Genomic DNA, 21058 nt, shown 5'->3' on the forward strand with positions numbered 1-21058 from the left:
CGCAATGAGCCTGTCCGCCGTTCCGCCTGCCGCTGACCCTGCCACCGCCACCGCCGCCGCGGGCGCTGCCTGGTCGCCGGAAAGCTGGCGCGGCAAGACCGCGCTGCAGATGCCGACCTACCCGGACCCGGTGGCGCTGGATGCCGCCCTGCACGAACTCAAGCGCTTGCCGCCGCTGGTGACGTCCTGGGAGATCCTGGCGTTGAAGCAGCAGCTGGCCGACGCGCAGGAGGGCAAGCGCTTCCTGCTGCAGGGTGGCGATTGCGCCGAGAACTTCAGCGACTGCGAATCGGGCACGATTTCCAACCGGCTGAAGGTGCTGCTGCAGATGAGCCTGGTGCTGGTGCATGGCCTGCGCCAGCCGGTGATCCGCGTGGGGCGCTTTGCCGGCCAGTACGCCAAGCCGCGCTCGGCCGACACCGAGACCCGCGACGGCGTAACCCTTCCCAGCTACCGCGGCGATGTGATCAACGCGCCGGCGTTCACTGAAGCGGCGCGGCTGCCGGACCCGAAGCGGATGCTGCAGGCCCACGCGCATTCGGCAATGACGATGAACTTCGTGCGTGCGCTGATCGACGGTGGCTTCGCCGATCTGCACCACCCCGAGTACTGGAACCTGGACTGGGTGCGGCATTCGCCGCTGGCCGCCGAGTACCAGAAGATGGTGGCCTCGATCGGCGACGCCGTGCACTTCATGGAAACCCTGGCCGGGGCCCGCGTGCACAACCTCAACCGCATTGATTTCTACACCTCGCACGAAGCGCTGCTGCTGCCCTACGAGCAGGCGCTGACCCGGCAGGTGCCGCGCCAGCAGGGCTGGTTGAACCTGAGCACGCACTACCCGTGGATCGGCATGCGCACGGCGGCGCTGGACGGCGCGCACGTGGAATACCTGCGCGGGGTGCGCAATCCGATCGCGATCAAGGTGGGCCCGTCGGTGCAGCCGGACCAGTTGCTGCGCCTGATCGATGTGCTCAACCCCGAGGACGAACCGGGCCGCCTGAGCTTCATCCACCGCATGGGCGCGGCGCAGATTGCGGAAAAGCTGCCGCCGCTGCTGGATGCGGTGAAGCGCGATGGCCGCCGCGTGCTGTGGGTGTGCGATGCCATGCACGGCAATACCGAAAGCACGGCCAATGGCTTCAAGACGCGTCGTTTCGACAATGTGCGCAGTGAAGTGGAACTGTCCTTCGATCTGCATGCGGCGGCGGGCACGCGGCTGGGGGGTGTGCACCTGGAGCTGACCGGTGAGGATGTGACCGAATGCACCGGCGGTGCGCGTGAACTGACCGAGCGCGATCTGGAGCGCGCCTACCGCTCGACGGTGGACCCGCGCCTGAACTACGAACAGTCGCTGGAAATTGCGATGGCGATCGTGCGCAAGCAGGAACAGGCACGGTAAGGGGTGTTTCGGCAGGGCTTGCAGCCCTGCACCTGCTTCGGGGCAACATCAAAAGCGGGTTTTCCGCGAGCGGGCGGGGCGGTGTCGCAGTGCGGGGACGCCGCAAGTCCCCCTCCGGGGCCCGGCCCAGCCGCTGGCGGCTGTGCGTTCGGGCGCTTGCGAAGCAGTGCTTCGCAAGCAAAGCGCCCTCACCCCTGTAGGCTTGGCCGCCGCATCCATGCGGCGGACACCCCGCACTGCGACACCGCCCCACCTCTGACAGATTCACTCGGCTGTTGGTAACGGCGACTGTTGGGGTGCGCGGCTGTTGGTAGGTGTCGACCTTGGTCGACACGGTTTTTCTGTCAGATATCGAAATCCATCTGGGGTCGGAGCCCGTTGCGCAGCAACGGGATCCGACCCCGTGCGGTTCCGACGGATCGCGGCCAACTGTCGAAGGCGGGGTGGGTCCGGTTGCGGGGGTATCCGCGCCATGGATGGCGCGGCTAAGCCCCCATGGAAGGGTTTACGGCGTCCCCCGCAATCGGACCCACCCCGCCATCCCACGGATACCCAGCTTTTGCCGTTGCTGTTGACGTTGACGTTGATTCAGCAGGTGCAGGGCCGCAGGCCCTGCATCAAACCCCACCCGCTGACGTGATGCTCATGCCGCCTGCGCGACCCTGTGGGTTCATGCAATGCGCGAGGGTCTGCGGTGGGCTGGCAACATGTGCAGGACTATCTGTGGCCGATCGGTGCGGCACTGCTGCTCGGCGGCCTGGCCGCGTGGGGCGTGCTGGCCCTGTACCGCCGCCTGCGCGGGCGCGATCGGCGGCGTGCGCGCATCGGTCGGGTGATCGGGCCGCCGCTGGCGATGGCATTGCCGCTGTTGCTGCTGGTGCCCGCGCTGCAGGCCACGCCGCTGCCCGAGCGCATGCTGGACCAGGTATTGCGTGGCGTGCATATCGGCCTGACGGCCTGCTTCATCTGGCTGCTGGTACGCGGCGTGGCGGCAGGCGAGCGCGCGATCCTGCGCAGCCATCCCATCGATGTGTCCGACAATCTGGAAGCGCGCCGCATCCAGACCCAGACGCGCGTACTCAGTCGCGTGTTGATGGGCGGCATCATCGTGCTCGGCGCATCGCTGGTGCTGCTCACTTTCCCGATGGTGCAGAAGATCGGCACCGCGCTGCTGGCGTCGGCGGGGCTGATCGGCCTGGTTGCGGGCATCGCGGCCAAGCCGGTGTTCGGCAACCTGATTGCCGGCCTGCAGATCGCCCTCACCCAGCCGATCCGGCTGGACGACGTGGTGATCGTGGAAGGTGAGTGGGGCCGCATCGAAGAGATCGGCAGCAGCTACGTGGTGGTGCGCATCTGGGACGAACGGCGCATGGTGGTGCCGTTGACCTGGTTCATCGAGCACCCGTTCCAGAACTGGACGCGGCGCAGCGCCGATCTGCTCGGCACGGCCTTCCTGTGGCTGGACTATCGCGCGCCCATCGCGGCGATCCGTACCGAGCTGGAGCGCATCTGTCGCGGCGAGGCGCTGTGGGATGGCCGTGTCTGTGTGACCCAGGTGACCGAAACCAGCGAACGGGCGATCCAGGTACGTCTGCTGGTCAGTGCGCGCAATTCCGGCGACGCGTTCGATCTGCGCTGCCTGGTGCGCGAGCGCATGCTGGATTTTTTGGCCCGTGAACACCCGCAGGCGCTGCCGCAGGTGCGCGCCCGGCTGCACCAGGATGATGAGATGGACATGCCGCGTGGGCCACGCGCGCGTACAGCCGATGTGCGTTCGCCCGGTGCCGAGGATGGCGAGGCCGCCATCGCGCCGGTGGAATCGCTGCCGGAGCGGTAGCGCCAGGCCATGCCCGGTGAGCGCAGCGGCGTCGGGCGATCAGGGATCGCCGGTGTCGATCAGGGCATCGGTATCGAAGTGCGGCGGCCGGCGCGCGCGGGTGCGCTGTTCGTAGGCATAGCCCATTTCGATCAGCTTCGGTTCGCTCCACGCGGTGCCCATGAACAGCAGGCCCGCCGGCAGGCCATCGATCTGCCCCATCGGCACGGTCAGGCTGGGGTAGCCGGCCACGGCGGCCACGCTGTAGCTCTCGCCCGGGAAATCGTCGCCACGGCTGCGCAGCGGCCAGGCGGTGCCGGTGGTGGGCGCCACCAGGGCGTCCAGCCGCTGTGCTGCCAGTGTGGCATCGATGCCTTCCGGGCCCGCCAGGCGCCGGGCATCGCTGCGTGCGCGGATGTAGGCGGGGTCGGACAGGCCCGGGGTCGCGTTGGCTTCCTCCAGCAGCGACTGGCCGAAGCGGCCCAGTTCCTGCCCGCGGTTGGCCTGGTTGAAGGCGATCAGTTCGGACAGGCTGCGCAGCGGGGCGTGGTAGGTGGCGAAGTAGCGCTCCAGCCCGGCCTTGAACTCGTACAGCAGCACCAGGCGCTCGGCGTCGGCCCAGGCGCCGGCGTTGGGCAGTTGCACCGGCACCACCACGGCGCCGGCGCGGCGCAGTTCCGCCGCCGCGTGCTGCATAAGCGGGGCCATGCCGGGGTACTGCGACAGCGGCGTCTGCAGCAGCCCGATGCGCTTGCCGCGCAGGCCGTCCGGGTCCAGCCGGGCGGTGTAGTCGTAGACCGCCCGGCCGGGCATGGTGGCGGTGGCCGGATCGGCCGCATCGCGACCGGCAATGGCGGTCAGCACGGCGGCCGCATCGGCCACGCTGCGGGTCATCGGCCCGGCCGTGTCCTGGCTGAAGCTGATCGGGATGATGCCGTCGCGGCTGACCAGACCGACGGTGGGCTTCAGCCCGACCACGCCATTGATCGCGGCCGGGCAGACGATGCTGCCGTCGGTTTCGGTGCCGATGGCAACGCTGCCCAGGTTGGCGGCCACGGCCACCGCACTGCCGCTGCTGGAACCGCAGGGGGAATGGCTGAGCCGGTAAGGGTTGCGGGTCTGGCCGCCGCGTGCGCTCCAGCCGGATACCGAGTTGGCATCGCGGAAGTTCGCCCACTCGCTCAGGTTGGTCTTGCCCAGCACCACGGCGCCGGCGTCGCGCAGGCGCCGCACCAGGTAGGCATCGCCGGGGCGGAAGCCCTGCAGGGCCAGCGAGCCGGCGCTGGTGGCCATGGGCGCGGCGTTGATGTTGTCCTTCAGCAGCACCGGGATGCCGTGCAGGGGGCCGCGCAGGCGCCCGCTGCGGCGTTCGCGGTCGCGCTCGCCGGCTTCCTTCAAGGCATCGGGATTGAGCTCGATGACCGCACGCAGGCGCGGCCCGGCGCGGTCCAGCGCGGCGATGCGCTGCAGGTAGGCACCGGTGAGGGTGACGCTGTCCAGTTCGCCCGACACCATGCGCGCCTGCAGGTCGGCCACGTCGGTTTCGGCGTAGGGAAAGGGAGCGCTGCTGGCCGCAGGTTCGGCGGCATGGGCGTTGGGCGCGGGCGCGCTGCAGCCTGCACTGGACAGGGCCGCCAGGACGAGGATCAGACAGCTGGGCAGGGTCGGCAGGGACAGGCGCATGACTGGGCGTGCGAGGCTCCGGCGGCCAGTCTAGCCGCTGCTCAGCGCTTGCGCTTGCGCAGGTCGCGCGCCAGCACGTAGACGACCACCAGGTTGATGGCCAGTACGCTGCCCGAGGCCCAGCCCGGGTGGCGGATGATCGCGTAGATATCGAAGGGCAGGTAGATGGAGGCGGTCAGGCAGCCCAGCCACGAGGCCCAGGCCTTGGCCTTCCACAGACCCCAGGCTTCGACCAGGTGCAGCAGGCCGTAGCCGATCATCGCCGCCGCGGCCAGATGCACCGCGTCGGGACTGATCATGTTCAACAGCGAGGGCAGGGTGCCGTGATCCGGGTCCAGACTGAAACGCCGGATCAGGGCATTGACCCCGTCGCGAAGCGGCTGCGGACCGAGCATTTCCAGCCCGGTCGCCGCCAACAACGCCAGCATCGCCTTGCTCGCTTCGAGCAGGGCGATGACATGGAGACCCGGATGCCGATGCGGATCCGGGTTGTAGCCATTCTGGCTCACGGTCTGCTGGCTCAGCCGCCGCGCGAAGCCTTCTTGCGGTCGCTTTCGGTCAGGAACTTCTTGCGCAGACGGATCTCCTTCGGGGTGATCTCGACCAGCTCGTCGTCTTCGATGAAGTCCAGGGCCTGTTCCAGCGAGTACTTGATCGCCGGGGTCAGCTGGATCGCATCGTCCTTGCCCGAAGCGCGCATGTTGGTCAGCGGCTTGGTCTTGATGGCGTTGACGGTCAGGTCGTTGTCCTTGGAGTGGATACCGACCAGCTGACCTTCATACACGTTGTCGCCTTCAGCAGCGAAGAGCTTGCCGCGTTCCTGCAGCGGGCCCAGCGAGTAGGCGGGGGTGACGCCCGGCGCATTGGCGATCATCACGCCGTTGATGCGCTTGGCGATGGCGCCCTGTTCCTTCGGACCGTAGTGGTCGAACACGTGGAACAGCAGGCCCGAACCCTGGGTGAGGGTCTTGAACTCGTTCTGGAAGCCGATCAGGCCACGGGCCGGGATCGAGTATTCCAGTCGCACGCGGCCCTTGCCGTCCGGCTCCATGTTCTTCAGCTGGCCCTTGCGGGTGCCCAGCTTTTCCATCACGCCGCCCTGGTGCACTTCTTCGATGTCCACCACCAGCTGCTCGATCGGCTCCATCATCTGGCCGTCGATTTCCTTGATGATCACTTCCGGGCGCGACACGGCCAGCTCGTAGCCTTCGCGACGCATGTTCTCGATCAGCACCGACAGGTGCAGTTCGCCACGGCCGGAGACCAGGAACTTGTCGGCGTCTTCCAGCTGTTCGACCTTCAGGGCCACGTTGTGGACCTTTTCACGGTCCAGGCGGTCCTTGATCTGGCGGCTGGTCAGGAACTTGCCACCGGACAGGTCCTTGTTGCCGGCGAACGGCGAGTTGTTCACCTGGAAGGTCATCGAGATGGTCGGCTCGTCGACGGTCAGGGCCGGCAGCGCTTCCGGGGTGTCCGGGTGGCACAGGGTGTCGGAGATGGTCAGCTCCGGAATACCGGAAATGGCGACGATGTCACCGGCTTCGGCGGTGTCCTGCTCGATGCGCTCCAGGCCCAGGAAGCCCAGCACCTGCGCGACCTTGCCGTTGCGCTTCTTGCCTTCACGGTCGATGACCGCGACCTGCATGTTCTTCTTCAGGGTGCCGCGCTGGATGCGGCCGATGCCGATGACGCCCACGAAGTTGTTGTAGTCCAGCTGGCTGATGCGCATCTGGAAGGCGCCTTCCGGATCGACTTCCGGCTTCGGCGCGTGCTGCATGATCGCTTCGTACAGCGGGGTCATGTCGCCGTCGCGCACGGTGTCTTCCAGGCCGGCATAGCCGTTCAGGGCCGAGGCGTAGACGATCGGGAAGTCCAGCTGCTCGTTGGTGGCACCCAGCTTGTCGAACAGGTCGAAGACCTGGTCGATCACCCACTCCGGACGCGAGCCCGGGCGGTCAACCTTGTTGACCACCACGATCGGCTTGAAGCCCATCGCGAAGGCCTTCTGGGTGACGAAGCGGGTCTGCGGCATCGGGCCGTCCATCGCGTCGACCAGGATCAGCACGGTGTCGACCATCGACAGCACGCGCTCGACCTCGCCGCCGAAGTCGGCGTGCCCCGGGGTGTCGACGATGTTGATCCGGTTCTTGATACCGGTCTTCTTGTCTTCCCAGGTGATGGCCGTGTTCTTGGCCAGGATGGTGATGCCGCGTTCCTTTTCCTGGTCGTTGCTGTCCATCACGCGCTCGGCGAGGACGGTGCGCTCGGACAGGGTGCCGGACTGCTTCAGCAGCTGGTCGACCAGGGTGGTCTTGCCATGGTCGACGTGGGCGACGATGGCGATGTTGCGAAGATTTTCGATGGACATGCGAAAGGGGGCCAGTCGGCGCCGGATTTGGAAAAAGAAGTCCAACATTATACGTCTAACTTGACGCTTGGCGAAAACCCATGTTGCAGGACCGCCTGAGCCCCATTCAGCTGGGGCCTGAACGAGGGCCCGGGGCTGCGCCGATGGTCGAAGCCGCCAGCGCCACGGGGCGGGTGTAAACTAGGTGGCTAGACGCGTTCCCCTTTGCATCAAGGATCTTCATGTCCCTCATCGCCACTTTCGACACCACCCAGGGCCCGATCAAGGTCGAGCTGTTCGCCGACAAGGCGCCGCTGACCGTGGCCAACTTCGTGAACCTGGTCAAGCAGGGCTTCTATGACGGCCTGATCTTCCACCGCGTGATCGCCGACTTCATGATCCAGGGCGGCTGCCCGCAGGGTCGTGGCACCGGCGGCCCGGGCTACAAGTTCGAAGACGAAACCAACAACGGCGTGAAGCACGAGGTCGGCTCGCTGTCGATGGCCAATGCCGGCCCGAACACCAACGGCAGCCAGTTCTTCATCACCCACATCAAGACCGATTGGCTGGACGGCCGCCACACCGTGTTCGGCAAGGTGCTGGAAGGCCAGGCCATCGTGGATTCGGTCAAGCAGGGCGACGTGATCCATTCGATCACCCTGGAAGGCGATGTCGACGCCGCGCTGGCCGCCAAGGCTGATCGCGTGGCCGAGTGGAACAAGATCCTCGCCGCCTGATTCCCCTTTGAAACGGCCACCCACGGGTGGCCGTTTCCACGTTCCCCGCCGCCTGCCAGGCCTGCGTGGCCACGCCCGCGGCGTCCTATCCAACGCTTGCAAGCAAGAGGAAACCCCCATGAAAGCACCCGTTCGTGTTGCCGTGACCGGCGCTGCCGGCCAGATCGGCTACGCCCTGCTGTTCCGCATCGCCTCCGGCGAAATGCTGGGCAAGGACCAGCCGGTCATCCTGCAGCTGCTGGAACTGCCGGTGGACAAGGCCCAGGCCGCCCTGAAGGGCGTGATGATGGAACTGGAAGACTGCGCCTTCCCGCTGCTGGCCGGCATGGTCGGCACTGACGACGCCGAAGTGGCGTTCAAGGACGCGGACATCGCCCTGCTGGTCGGCGCGCGTCCGCGCGGCCCGGGCATGGAGCGCAAGGACCTGCTGCTGGAAAACGCCAAGATCTTCACCGCCCAGGGCGCGGCGCTGAACAAGGTCGCCAGCCGTGACGTGAAGGTGCTGGTGGTCGGCAACCCGGCCAACACCAATGCCTACATCGCCATGAAGTCGGCCCCGGACCTGAAGCCGGAAAACTTCACCGCCATGCTGCGCCTGGACCACAACCGCGCGCTGAGCCAGCTGTCGAACAAGCTGGGCAAGCCGGTTGGCGGCATGGAAAAGCTGGTGGTGTGGGGCAACCACAGCCCGACCATGTACCCGGACTACCGTTTCGCCACCGCCGATGGCGCGTCCATCGCCGATGCGATCAACGACCAGGAATGGAACGCCAACACCTTCATCCCGACCGTGGGCAAGCGCGGCGCGGCCATCATCGAAGCCCGTGGCTCGTCCTCGGCCGCTTCGGCTGCCAACGCCGCCATCGACCACGTGCGTGACTGGGTGCTGGGCAGCAACGGCAAGTGGGTGACCATGGGCGTGCCGTCCGACGGTTCCTACGGCATTCCGGAAGGCGTGATCTTCGGCTTCGCCGTGACCACCGAAAACGGCAAGTACACCCTGGTGAAGGATCTGCCGATCGACGACTTCAGCCAGAAGTACATCGACAAGACCCTGGCCGAGCTGGAAGAAGAGCGCTCCGGCGTGGCCCACCTGCTGGGCTGATACGGGCCTCGGCCGGTACGCAGAAAGCGGGGAAGCTTCGGCTTCCCCGTTTTCGTTTGAACGACTATGGACACCGATGATCCACCTGCATTACTTCGATGACGCGCTGCTGCTGGCCGAAAAGCCGGCCGGCCTGCTGTCCGTGCCGGGCCGCAGCGAGGAAAACCAGGACTGCGTGGTGACACGCCTGCAGGCGCTGTACCCGGACGCGTTGACCGTGCACCGGCTGGACCAGGTAACGTCGGGCCTGCTGCTGCATGCGCGCGGCAAGGCGATGCAGGCGGCGTTGTCGATGCAGTTCGAGCAACGGCAGGTGGGCAAGCGTTACGAGGCCGTGCTGCAGGGCCTGCTGGCCGACGATGCCGGTGACGTGGACCTGCCGTTGATCGTGGATTGGCCGAACCGGCCGAAGCAGATGGTCGACCACGCGCGCGGCAAGCCGGCGCTGACGCGCTGGCAGGTGTTGGCGCGCGATGTGGAGGCGGGCACTACGCGCGTGGCGCTGGAGCCGGTGACCGGCCGCAGCCATCAGTTGCGGCTGCACATGGCCAGTCTTGGCCATCCCATCGTCGGTGACGTGCTGTATGGCGCCGCGCCGGCGCAGCGGGTGCATCTGCACGCGTGCGCGTTGGCGTTCACGCACCCGGTAACGGGTGCTGCACTGGCATTCGAGTCCGCGGCACCGTTCTAGGGGATTCGGCAGGGCTTGCAGCCCTGCACCTGCTTGGATCAACGGCAACGTCAAAAGCAAAAGCGGGCATTCCGTGGGATGGCGGGGCGGTGTGGGATTGCGGGGACGCCGCAAGTACGTCCCTGTAGGCTTGGCAGCCGCATCCATGCGGCTGACACCCCGCAATCCGACACCGCCCCGCCTCTGACAGTTGGCCGATTGCCAGTAGATCCACGCCATGCGTGGATGAATCTCTATCGGAATCGAAAATCTCGAATTGAATTCGAATTGCATCCACGCATGGCGTGGATCTACTGTGTCGACCAAGGTCGACACCTACCAGAGCAGAACGCGGTACCGACAGATCGCAGGAAACTGTCGAAGGCGGGGTGGGTCCGGTTGCGGGGGTGTCCGCGGCATGGATGCCGCGGCCAAGCCTACAGGGACGTACTTGCGGCGTCCCCCGCAACCGGACCCACCCCGCCATCCCACGGACACCCTGCTTTTGCCGTTGCCTTTGCCGTTGCTCCAAGCAGGTGCAGGGCTGCAAGCCCTGCAGAACACACCCACCCCCTACCAAGGTAGGGCGGCCCGGCCGCCAGCCCGGCACTATGCTCGAACCCATGACTTTGTCTGGGAGGGCTGCGTCATGAACTACGAAGAAACCTACCGCCGCTCGATCGACGAGCCGGAGGCATTCTGGGGCGAGGAAGCCAAGCGCATCCATTGGCATACCCCGCCAAAGCAGGTGCTCGATTACAGCAACCCGCCGTTCCGCCGCTGGTTCGTCGGCGGTGAAACCAATCTCTGCTACAACGCCGTCGATCGCCACCTGGCCGATCGCCCCGACCAGCTGGCGCTGGTGGCGGTGTCTACCGAAACCAACGTCACCCGCGAGATCACCTACCGCCAGCTACATCGCGAAGTGAATGACTTCGCCGCGGTGCTGCAGCACCTGGGCGTGGGCAAGGGCGACCGGGTGGTGGTCTACATGCCCAACATGGCCGAAGCCGTGTTCGCCATGCTGGCCTGCGCGCGCATCGGTGCGGTGCATTCGGTGGTGTTTGGTGGCTTCGCCGCGCACAACCTGGCGCTGCGCATCGACGATGCCAGGCCCAAGCTGCTGATCGCCGCCGACGCCGGCATGCGCGGTGGCAAGGTCATTCCGTACAAGGGCATGGTCGATGCTGCCTGTGCCGAGGCGGCCAATCCGCCGCCGCATGTGCTGATCGTCTCGCGCGGGCTGGACGCTGCCGAACCGCGCGTGCCGGGGCGCGATGTGGACTACGCCGAACTGCGCGCGCAGGTGGGCGAAGTGGATGTGCCGGTCACCTGGCTTGAATCGAGCGAGCCCAGCTATCTGCTCTACACCTCTGGCACCACCGGCAAGCCCAAGGGCGTGCAGCGCGATGTGGGCGGCTATGCGGTGGCCATGGCGCAGTCGATGGAAACGGTGTTCGACTGCCGTCCGGGCCAGGTGATGTTCTCCACCTCGGATGTGGGCTGGGCCGTCGGCCATTCCTACAACGTGTATGGCCCGTTGATCGGCGGCTGCACGTCACTGCTGTACGAAGGGCTGCCGACCAACCCGGACCCGGGCATCTGGTGGGCGCTGTGCGAGCAGTACGGCGTGCGCACGATGTTCTCCTCGCCTACGGCGATCCGCGTATTGAAGAAGCACGATGCCGACTTCATCCATCGCCACGACCTGGATGCACTGAAGTACCTGTTCCTGGCCGGCGAGCCGCTGGATGAGCCCACCGCGCACTGGATCAACGATGCGCTGGGCAAGCCGATCATCGACAACTACTGGCAGACCGAAACCGGTTGGCCGGCGCTGACCCTGCTGCCGGGGCTGGACATGAAGCCGGTGCGCTTCGGCTCGCCGGGCTTCCCCAACCTCGGTTACCGCATGAAGGTGATCGATGAGAACACGGGTGAAGAAGTCGCCGCTGGGCAGAAGGGCGTGCTGGTCGTCACCCCGCCGTTGCCGCCGGGCTGCATGAGCACCGTGTGGAACGACGATGCACGCTTCATGCAGAGCTACTTCAGCCACTTCAAGGAACTGCTGTACAGCTCGCTGGACTGGGCGATCCGCGATGACGATGGCTATACCTTCATCCTCGGCCGCACCGACGATGTGATCAACGTGGCCGGCCACCGGCTGGGTACGCGTGAGATCGAAGAAGCCATTTCCGGTCACCCGCGCGTGGCCGAGGCGGCGGTGATCGGGGTGAAGGACGAGCTGAAGGGGCAGGTGCCGCTGGTGTTCGTGACCCTGAAGCAGGGCTTGCAGGGCGATGATCCGGCGCCGGTGGTGGCCGAGATGATGGCCGCCGTTACCGCTTCACTGGGTGCGGTGGCGCGGCCGGCGCACATCCACGTGGTCAACGCGCTGCCCAAGACCCGCTCGGGCAAGCTGCTGCGGCGCTCGCTGCAGGCGCTGGCCGAACAGCGCGACCCGGGCGATCTGTCCACCCTGGACGATCCGGGCGCCTTGGAAGAGATCCGCCGCGCGCTGGGGCGCTGACCGCTTGGGTAGCGCCGGGCCATGCCCGGCGTGCGAAGCGGACGGAAAAGCCGCCAGGCATGGCCTGGCGCTACCAAACCTCCGGCAGAACATGCGCTAAGCTCGGCCCTGGGGAGCGCGCCCCGCAGGGCGCGCAGTTACGGCGCACCAGGCAAGGGGGATGCATGGCATTGCTGCATGGCAAGACGGCCGCTGGCCGCCAGGAAATCGAAGACCGCGGCCGGCGCCTGCCGGCGGCGCTGCGCTCGCTGCTGTTGATGGTCGACGGGCAACGCAACGACACGGAACTGCAGGCGCTGTTTGAAGGCCTGCGTGTGCCACCGGATGCGCTGCAGCAGCTCAGCGCGATGGGCCTGATCGAGGTGGTCGGCGGCGCCGCCGACGCGGTGCCCGCGCGCGGCATCAGCAGTGGGCGCGAGCAGGACCCGGCGCTCTATCAGCAGCTGTATGACGCAATGAGCGAGGCGGTGCGCCGCCATCTGGGCCTGAAGGGCTACTTCCTGCAGCTGAAGATCGAGCGCTGCAAGGATGCGCTGGCACTGGAGCGGCTGTGCCCGGAACTGCTTGCGGCAGTAGGCAGTGCGCGTAGCCCGGCACTGGCCCAGCGCTGGTGGCAGGAAACACAGGCGCGCCTGGCCACCACCGTCGCCGGGGTCGTGCCCGGCTGATGCAGGGCGTACAGTGGCGTGTTCTTTCCACTGGAAGCGTTACGTGCAGGACGACATCGACGACACCGATACCCCCGGCTGGGATGCGATCAACGCGGCCCTGGCGCCGCTGTATGCCGGGCAGGCGCCGCAGCATTTCGGCACGGCACTGCCCTATACGCTGGGCGGCCAGGATCCGCTGGATGGCATCAGCGTGTACTGGGCCGATGCACCGCAACCGCATTGGCACTACGTGACCTACGGCTTTTCCGAGCTGTATGCGAAGGAAAGCAGCGATGCGCAGGTCAGTGGCTATGGGTTCGAGCTGACCTTCCGCCTGGCCGCCAGTGCCGGTGAAAGCGCCGGCAGCACCCCGCCGGTGTGGCCGATGAACCTGCTGCAGAACCTGGCGCGCTATGTGTTCGGCAGCGGCAACGTGTTCGAGGATGGCCACCATCTGAATGCCAACGGCCCGATCGCGCTGGAGACTGACACCCGCCTGTGCCACCTGGCCTTCGTGGCCGACCCGCAGCTGCCGCCGCGCGACACCGCCAACGGTCACCTGCAGTTCCTGCAGCTGGTCGGCTTGACCGACGAGGAAATGGAAGCGATCAAGCGCTGGTCGACCCGCGGCGTGCTGCAGGTGCTGCAGCCGGCGATGCCGCTGTGGATCAGCGATCTGCACCGCGGCAACCTGCTGGATGATCCGGCGCTGGCCGCGCAGGTGCAGGAAGGCAGCCAGCGCGAAGGGTCGACCACCGGCATGCTGTTCGTCGAGACGCTGCACTGGCGCCAGCAGGACGGCGTGACCACGCTGGTGCTCGGCGCGGGCCAGGTGCACAGCGTTGCCGAACTGCTGGGCCTTCGCCTGCGCCACGGCAAGCCGTTGGAACTGGTCAGCGGTGAACGGCAGTGGACGTTCGCCCCGGGCGGGGCAGAGGCTGCCACGGCGATCGACGATGACAACGCGTACTGGGTGCTGGACGAGGCCGGCCTGCAGGCGGCTGCGGCGCTTCCCGCGCGTCGCGGGGTCTACCCGCTGAACGCGGCGCTGCAGATCGAGGTGGTGCCGACCCAGCTGCGCGACGGCAAGGGCAACGTCATCCGCGAGATCGGTTGACCGTAACGGTTAAGCCGATGGGGTCGGAGCCGTCTGCTGCGCAGGCGGATCCGACCCCGGGGTCAGATCCGTTCGCGCGGCGAACGGCTCTGACCCCACACTGGCATCAGGCCAGGCCTTCGGCCTTCAGCACGGCCTGCACGCCGGCGTCGGCGTCCATGCGCGCCTTGTAGGCGGCCAGGTTGTCCAGACCGGACAGGTCCACCTTGGTGCCGGCTGCCCAGCGCAGGGTGATGTAGAAGTACGGGTCGGCGAAGCTGCGGAAACCGGCCAGCCAGGGCTTGTCGGCCAGCTGCTTGTCGGCGGTTTCGAACAGCGCGCGCAGGCGCTTGTGGGCGGCGGCACGGACCGCATCGTACTGGCCTTCGTCGGCAATGAATTTGCCCGGTGCGAACAGCGGCGAGAACGCCGGGTGCACGTCGGAATTGACGAAGGACAGCCAACGGGCCGCTTCGGCGCGCTGGCGCGGGCTGCCATCGCCGCCCAGGCCGGCCTGCGGGAAGCTGTCGGCGATGTAACCCATGATGGCCGCGTTCTGCACCAGCACGAAGTCGCCATCGACTAGCGCCGGGACGGCGCCTGCCGGATTGATCTTCAGGAATTCCGGACCCTTCAGGGTGTCCTTGTTCAGCAGTTCCACTTCGAACGGCTGGCCGGTCCACTGCAGGGCGATGTGGTCGGCGGTGGAGCAGGCACCGGGCTTGCTGTACAGCTTCATGGGAACTCCAGGGTAGGGCGTGGCGGAAACACCCACTATCCCAGAGCCCCGGCAGCGGCGGCAACGCTGCCGCCGGCAACAGATCGTTACGACTGGCGAGGCTTGAGGTTCTGCACCTTATAGAAGGTGTGATCGCCGATGGTGGCCACCTGGTAGGCGTTGCGCCAGTTCGGGCTGGCAATGGCCAGTGCGGCGAAGTGGCTGGCGCCGGGCACGATCTCGCGGCGTTCGCCGGCCGGCAGCGCCCAGTTGCGCTCGGCGTCGAAGGCCACGTTCATCGCTTCACTCCAGGCGGCGTCGTTGCCCAGCTGGGTGCCGGGCGATACCAGGGTGGGCGCGAACTGCTTGCGCGCAGTCACCACCTGGCACATCGAATCACCCCACAGCCCGCTGTCGAGGCGGCGCAGGGCCACTTCGGCCACGGCCTGCTGGCCGCGCAGGGTCTGGTCGCGGGCTTCCAGGTAAACGGTGGTGCTCAAACACAGCGAATCAGCCGCCGGCTGCGGCAACAACTGCGACAGCCAGAGAATCCAGGCCAGTTTCATATGACTCCTTGCTCCGTATGGGCCGCACCGCGCGGTTCCGGCTGCGGGGGGCGGCCGGGGGCTGGGTACGACTTGGCGTGATGGGGAGGCGGCCATCGGGGCCGCCCCGTGGGCGGCCTCCAAAACATTGATCACGAACCGATCAGGGAGGACCGCACCGGCTCACCGGAAACTGGCTGGTGAGCGGAAAGTTGGCGCAAGGTAGGGGGCTGTTACCGAACGCTTCCTGAATCGCTCGGCTTGACATTCAGCTTCGGGGGCGGTGACGGAAATCACATTCGCGCCCCCATTCATGTGCCGATCAGAGCGCGGCGGCGACGCGACTGCCCTGATTGATCGCACGCTTTGCATCAAGTTCTGCCGCCACGTCGGCACCGCCGATCAGCTGCGCGGTGATGCCCGCAGCGTCCAGTTCGGCCTGCAGCGCGCGCTGCGGTTCCTGCCCGGCGCAGATCACCACGTGGTCCACCGGCAGCAGCTGTTCGCTGCCGTCCACGCGGATGCGCAGGCCGGCATCGTCCACGCCCAGGTACTCCACGCCACCGAGCATGCGCACGCCCTTGGCCTTCAGCGTGGCGCGGTGGATCCAGCCGGTGGTCTTGCCCAGGCGGGCACCGGGCTTGCCGGGGCTGCGCTGCAGCAGCCACAGCCGCCGCGGCGAGGCTTCCACCGCGGGCGTGGCCAGGGCGCCGCGCGCCTCGAAGCGGGCGTCCACGCCCCATTCGGCCATCCAGCGCTGCGGGTCGAGCGCAGGTGAGGGGCCGTCATGGCTGAGGAATTCGCCCACGTCGAAGCCGATACCGCCGGCGCCGATGATCGCCGCACTGGCGCCCACCTGCACCCGGCCCAGCAGCACGTCCAGGTAGTTCACCACCTTGGGGTGGTCGGCACCGGGGAAATCGACCCGCCGCGGCACGATGCCGGTGGCCAGCACCACGTGGTCGAAGCCGGCCAGCGCGCTGGCGTCGGCGCGGGTGCCCAGGCGTACGTCCACCTTGGTTTCAGCCAGCTTGTGGCGGAAGTAGCGCAGGGTCTCGTGGAATTCTTCCTTGCCGGGAATGCGCTTGGCCACGTTGAACTGGCCGCCGATCTCATCGCCGGCATCGAACAGGGTGACCTGGTGGCCACGCTCGGCGGCCACGGTGGCGCAGGCCAGCCCGGCCGGGCCGGCGCCGACCACGGCGATCTTCTTCGGCGCAGCGGTGGGGCGGTAGACCAGTTCGGTTTCGTGCGCGGCGCGCGGGTTCACCAGGCAACTGGCCAGCTTGTTTTCGAACACATGGTCCAGGCAGGCCTGGTTGCAGGCAATGCACGTGTTGATGGCCTCGGCGCGGCCGGCACGCGCCTTGTTCGTCCACTGCGGGTCGGCCAGTAGAGGGCGTGCCAGCGACACCATGTCGGCGCCGCCACTGGCCAGGATGCGCTCGGCAACGTCGGGCATGTTGATGCGGTTGGTGGCCACCAGCGGCACCTTCACGTGCGGCTTCAGCTTGGCGGTGACCCCGGCGAACGCCGCGCGCGGCACCGACGTAGCGATGGTGGGAATGCGCGCCTCATGCCAGCCGATGCCGGAATTGATGATGGTGGCGCCGGCGGCCTCGATCGCCTGGGCCTGCTGCACGATCTCTTCCCAGTTGCTGCCGTTGTCCACCAGGTCCACCAGCGACAAGCGGTAGATGATGATGAAATCCGGCCCGCAGACCTCGCGGATGCGGCGCACGATTTCCACCGCAAAGCGCATGCGCTGGCTGGCATCACCGCCCCAGCGGTCGCTGCGGGTGTTGGTGCGTGGGGCGATGAATTCGTTGATGAGGTAGCCCTCCGAACCCATCACTTCCACGCCGTCGTAGCCGGCCTCGCGGGCCAGCCGGGCGCTGCGCGCGTAATCGGCGATGTGGCGCTCCACGCCGCTGGCCGACAGCGCACGCGGGGTGAACGGGTTGATCGGTGCCTTCAGCTTCGACGGCGCCACCGACAGGGGGTGGTAGGCATAGCGCCCGGCGTGCAGCAGCTGCAGGCAGATCTTCGCGCCGTGCTGGTGGGCGGCGGCGGTGAGCTGGCGGTGCGGGCGTACTTCCCAGGGCCAGGACAGCTTGCCGCCGAACGGCTTCAGCCAGCCGACCACGTTGGGCGCGAAGCCGCCGGTGACGATCAGGCCCACGCCGCCCTCGGCACGCTCGGCGAAGTAGGCGGCCAGGCGCGGGAAGTCACGGGCGCGGTCTTCCAGGCCGGTGTGCATCGAGCCCATCAGGACCCGGTTGCGCAGCTGGGTGAAGCCCAGGTCCAGCGGGGCGAACAGGTTCGGGTAGGCGGTTTCGTTGGCTGGCGACATGTCGATACGCTTGCGTACGGAAGCGCGAAGCGTGCCGTGAAACGGCGGCCGGGGCAAGGGGCGCCCCGGCCGCGGCCGATTACCCCACGCCGCGCTGCGCGCTCGCCGGGCGGGGTGCGGCGCCCGCCGCCGGGGCGCGGCCGATGCCGAACCAGCCCAGGGTGATGCCGCACAACGGCCCGATCAACAGGGCGAAGGCCAGCGTGCCCAGGCCGACATCGCCGCCCAGCCACCAGCCCAGCAGCAGCACGCTGCCTTCAATCAGACTGCGCACCTTCCAGATCGGCCAACCGGTACGGGCGTGCAGGCCGGTCATCAGCCCGTCGCGCGGGCCCGGGCCCAGGCGCGCGCCGATGTACAGGCCGGTGGCCAGGGCGACCAGCAGCAGACCGCTGGTGAACAACACCACCTGCCAGCCCAGCGCGGTGGCCGGCGGCAGCAGCCACAGGCCGATCTGCGCCGAGGGACCGATCAGCAGTACGTTCAGCACGGTGCCGGCGCCGGGCTTCTGCCGCAGCGGCCACCACAGCAGCAGCACCAGCGCACCGATGGCGTTGGTGGCTAGGCCGAACGACAGCGGCGTCTGCGCGGCGATGCCCTGCGACAGCACATCCCACGGGGCGACGCCGATGCCGGCGCGGATCATCAGGGCGGCACCGAAGCCGTACAGGAACAGGCCGGTGATCAACTGCAGCAGGCGCAGGGGCAGGGCGGTAGGCATGACGGGCTCGGGGGTGGGGGAGGGCAACTGTTGCCACCGTAATCCCGAATTCCGCGCTGCAATAGATACAGATGCCGGGCAATCCGCGCACACAGGTGGCGGTAGAGTCGAGCTTGCTCGACTGTCGTCTCGCGAAGTCGAGCAAGCTCGACTCTACCGGCCTTGTCAGTCGAGCAAGCTCGACTCTACCGATCCGTCATTCCCAGCCGGACAACGCCAGCTTGCCGATCGTGCGACCGCTGGCCAGGCGCTCATGCGCTGCCTGCAGGTTGGCGGCGTTGATGCTGCCCACCACTTCGCTCAGGGTGCCGCGCAGTTGGCCGGCGTCGATCATGCTGGCTGCACGGTTGAGGATGCGGTGCTGTTCAATCTGGTCGGCGGTCTGGAAACGCGCGCGGGCGAACATGAATTCCCAGTGGATGCCGATGCACTTGGCCTTGTAGGGATCGCCGATGCGCAGCGGCCCGCGCGGCTCGACAATCAGCCCGACATGGCCCTGCGGCGCCACGATCTGCCCCAGTTCGTCCCAGTAGTGGTCGGTGTCGGCCAGGTTCAGCGCCACCTGCACGCTGTCGATGCCCAGGGCCTGCAACTGCGGCAGCAGGGGCTGGTGGTGGTCGATCACATGGGCCGCGCCCATTCGTCGGCACCAGTCCACGGACGCTTCGCGCGACGCTGTCGCAATAACCTCGAAACCGGCGTGCAGGGCCAGCTGGATCGCCATCGAGCCCACACCGCCGGCGCCGCCGATCACCAGCAGGCGTTGCCCGGCATGGCGGCGCCCGTCCAGCTGCAACGGCATGCGCTGGAACAGCAGCTCCCACGCAGTGAGCGTGGTCAACGGCAGGGCGGCGGCTTCGGCGAAATCCAGGGTGGTGGGCTTGCGCGCCACCAGCCGTTCATCCACCCATTGGTATTGCGCGTTGCAGCCCGGGCGGGTCACGTCGCCGGCGTAATAGACCTCGTCGCCGGAAGCGAACAGACTGGCCTCTTCACCGATCGCCTCCACCACCCCGGCCGCATCCCAGCCGAGTACGCGGGGCCGGTCGAGCATGGCGTCGGTGGTGGCCGCGCGCTGCTTGGCATCGACCGGGTTGACCGAGATCGCCTGCACCCGCACCAGCAGATCACGCCCCCGCGGAGGCAGGGGCGGAGGCAACTGCACATCCTGCAGCGCAGGCAGAGATTCACGACACAGGGCGACGGCTTTCATCATGACTCCGGCTCGGTTCGTGCGTTCATCATAAGGTTCCTCACCTCGATGGGCGCGCGCTGAATCGTCGCGAGTTTCCCTTTTCCGCAGTTGTCACATTGTGTCCTTAATGCCCCTCAAACCCTTGTGCCACGGGGGTATTGCGGATTTTCATGATCCTGTATAGGGTTTCAACGTCCGACCGGTGGCTGGTCGGGTACGACGCTTCACATGTTACGGGACTGTTAACATGACCTTCACCCGCCTGAGCATAATGTTCGCGGCGGTGGCGTGCTGAATCGGCTGTCTGAACATCGACGCAGTAGTGCTGGCCCATGCCTCTACCGGTTTCATACCCCCGAAATAGGAGCTGTACTCAATGAACAAGAAGATCCTTACTGCCGCGCTGCTGGGCGGTCTGGCTTTCGCCCAGGCTGCGTCGGCGCAGGAGTTCGATGACCGCTGGTACCTGACCGGTTCGGCTGGCTTCAACTTCCAGGACAGCGACCGTCTGACCAATGACGCCCCGTTCGTCACCCTGGGTCTGGGCAAGTTCATCAGCCCGAACTGGTCGCTGGACGGTGAGCTGAACTACCAGAACCCGAACTTCGACGCCAACCAGGATCTGAACTGGTCGCAGTACGGCGTGTCGTTCGACCTGCGTCGCCACTTCATCCAGGAAGGCCGCGGCTGGAACCCGTACATCGTCGGTGGCCTGGGCTACCAGAAGTCCGAGGAAGAGTACGCTGCCCTGGACAACAACGGTCCGCGTGAGCGCAAGGACGGCAACCTGTCGGCCAAGCTGGGCGTCGGCCTGCAGACCACCTTCGAAAAGCGCGTTGCTGTCCGCGCCGAAGTGGCCTACCGCGCTGATTTCGACGACCAGAGCGTTGCCGCTCGTGACGAAAGCTGGTTCGGCGACGTGCTGGCTTCGGTCGGCGTCGTGATCCCGCTGGGCCCGGCCCCGGTGGCTGCTGCCCCGGCTCCGGCTCCGGTTGCCCCGAGCTGCGCCGATCTGGACGACGACGGTGACGGCGTCAACAACTGCGACGACAAGTGCCCGAACTCGCAGCCGGGTCAGACCATCGGTCCGGACGGTTGCCCGGTGCCGGTCTCGATCGACCTGAAGGGCGTGAACTTCGACTTCGACAAGTCGAACCTGCGTCCGGACGCTGTGGCCATCCTGTCGGAAGCTTCGGAAATCCTGAAGCGTTACCCGGATCTGCGCGTTGAAGTGGCCGGTCACACCGACTCGAAGGGTACCGACGCTTACAACCAGAAGCTGTCCGAGCGTCGCGCCACCGCGGTGTACAACTACCTGACCCAGAACGGCGTGGACGCTTCGCGTCTGCAGGGCCCGATCGGCTACGGCGAGAGCCGTCCGATTGCCCCGAACACCAACCCGGATGGTTCGGACAACCCGGAAGGTCGCGCCAAGAACCGTCGTACCGAGCTGAACGTCCAGAACTAAGTTCTGACGCTCTGCCAGTAAG

17 protein-coding genes are annotated in these 21058 nt (G+C 67.0%); 9 read left to right on the forward strand and 8 right to left on the reverse strand.

All coding sequences use genetic code 11. From position 1 onward, the window contains the following. Positions 1-4 precede the first annotated feature (4 nt). Positions 5-1402, forward strand: a complete 1398-nt coding sequence (locus C1931_RS04260; RefSeq protein WP_108755499.1) for a 3-deoxy-7-phosphoheptulonate synthase class II — start codon at positions 5-7, stop codon at positions 1400-1402. Positions 1403-2096: 694 nt separating this feature from the next. Next, a complete protein-coding gene (locus tag C1931_RS04270) occupies positions 2097-3239 on the forward strand; it encodes a mechanosensitive ion channel family protein (protein ID WP_108755500.1) in 1143 nt (380 codons plus the stop codon). Positions 3240-3278: 39 nt separating this feature from the next. On the opposite strand, the gene C1931_RS04275 is transcribed toward C1931_RS04270, so the two are convergent. From C1931_RS04275 to typA, 3 genes are read right to left on the reverse strand one after another with little or no spacing between them, the layout of a single operon-like run. After that, on the reverse strand, positions 3279-4901 hold the full coding sequence (locus C1931_RS04275; protein ID WP_108755501.1) for an amidase: 1623 nt from the start codon (positions 4899-4901) through the stop codon (positions 3279-3281). Positions 4902-4942: 41 nt separating this feature from the next. Next, the gene (locus C1931_RS04280) at positions 4943-5410 is read right to left on the reverse strand and encodes a DUF2127 domain-containing protein (protein ID WP_108752281.1); all 468 of its coding nucleotides are present in this window, start codon (positions 5408-5410) and stop codon (positions 4943-4945) included. 11 nt (positions 5411-5421) lie between these two features. Next, on the reverse strand, positions 5422-7269 hold the full coding sequence (gene typA, locus C1931_RS04285) for a translational GTPase TypA (RefSeq protein WP_108748670.1): 1848 nt from the start codon (positions 7267-7269) through the stop codon (positions 5422-5424). Between the two features lie 221 nt (positions 7270-7490). Here typA and C1931_RS04290 point away from each other — a divergent pair, with 221 nt between their 5' ends. From C1931_RS04290 to C1931_RS04325, 6 genes are all read left to right on the forward strand, one after another. Beyond that, positions 7491-7985, forward strand: a complete 495-nt coding sequence (locus C1931_RS04290; RefSeq protein ID WP_108748671.1) for a peptidylprolyl isomerase — start codon at positions 7491-7493, stop codon at positions 7983-7985. Between the two features lie 118 nt (positions 7986-8103). After that, positions 8104-9090 (forward strand): malate dehydrogenase, encoded by a 987-nt coding sequence (locus C1931_RS04295; protein WP_108748672.1) that lies wholly within the window; start codon positions 8104-8106, stop codon positions 9088-9090. A 76-nt stretch (positions 9091-9166) separates the two neighbouring features. After that, positions 9167-9781 (forward strand): RluA family pseudouridine synthase, encoded by a 615-nt coding sequence (locus C1931_RS04300; protein ID WP_108755502.1) that lies wholly within the window; start codon positions 9167-9169, stop codon positions 9779-9781. Positions 9782-10409: 628 nt separating this feature from the next. Next, positions 10410-12290: a propionate--CoA ligase gene (prpE, locus tag C1931_RS04315; protein WP_108755503.1), complete on the forward strand. Its 1881-nt coding sequence runs from the start codon at positions 10410-10412 to the stop codon at positions 12288-12290. A gap of 164 nt (positions 12291-12454) precedes the next feature. Then, positions 12455-12958, forward strand: a complete 504-nt coding sequence (locus C1931_RS04320) for a hypothetical protein (RefSeq protein WP_108755504.1) — start codon at positions 12455-12457, stop codon at positions 12956-12958. A 43-nt stretch (positions 12959-13001) separates the two neighbouring features. After that, positions 13002-14057: a suppressor of fused domain protein gene (locus C1931_RS04325; protein WP_108755505.1), complete on the forward strand. Its 1056-nt coding sequence runs from the start codon at positions 13002-13004 to the stop codon at positions 14055-14057. A 106-nt stretch (positions 14058-14163) separates the two neighbouring features. On the opposite strand, the gene C1931_RS04330 is transcribed toward C1931_RS04325, so the two are convergent. The 5 genes from C1931_RS04330 to C1931_RS04350 form a co-directional block, all read right to left on the reverse strand. Continuing rightward, a complete protein-coding gene (locus C1931_RS04330) occupies positions 14164-14775 on the reverse strand; it encodes a glutathione S-transferase N-terminal domain-containing protein (RefSeq protein ID WP_108752286.1) in 612 nt (203 codons plus the stop codon). 86 nt (positions 14776-14861) lie between these two features. After that, positions 14862-15320 carry a cell wall hydrolase gene (locus C1931_RS04335; protein ID WP_108748678.1) on the reverse strand — a complete coding sequence of 153 codons (459 nt, stop codon included), beginning with the start codon at positions 15318-15320 and terminating at the stop codon, positions 14862-14864. Between the two features lie 301 nt (positions 15321-15621). Continuing rightward, positions 15622-17652, reverse strand: a complete 2031-nt coding sequence (locus C1931_RS04340; protein ID WP_108755506.1) for an NADPH-dependent 2,4-dienoyl-CoA reductase — start codon at positions 17650-17652, stop codon at positions 15622-15624. Between the two features lie 79 nt (positions 17653-17731). Beyond that, complete coding sequence (locus tag C1931_RS04345; RefSeq protein ID WP_108755507.1) at positions 17732-18373, reverse strand: hypothetical protein; 642 nt, start codon at positions 18371-18373, stop codon at positions 17732-17734. 196 nt (positions 18374-18569) lie between these two features. Then, entirely contained in the window at positions 18570-19586 is a 1017-nt protein-coding gene (locus C1931_RS04350) for a zinc-binding alcohol dehydrogenase family protein (protein WP_108757648.1), read from the reverse strand. A 358-nt stretch (positions 19587-19944) separates the two neighbouring features. Between C1931_RS04350 and C1931_RS04355 the strand changes: the two genes are divergently transcribed. Continuing rightward, positions 19945-21036, forward strand: coding sequence for an OmpA family protein (locus C1931_RS04355; protein WP_108748681.1), 1092 nt, complete (start codon positions 19945-19947; stop codon positions 21034-21036). The last annotated feature ends 22 nt before the right edge of the window (positions 21037-21058 follow it).

The organism is Stenotrophomonas sp. YAU14A_MKIMI4_1 (assembly GCF_003086855.1).
In the GTDB taxonomy this organism is placed as follows: Bacteria; Pseudomonadota; Gammaproteobacteria; order Xanthomonadales; family Xanthomonadaceae; genus Stenotrophomonas.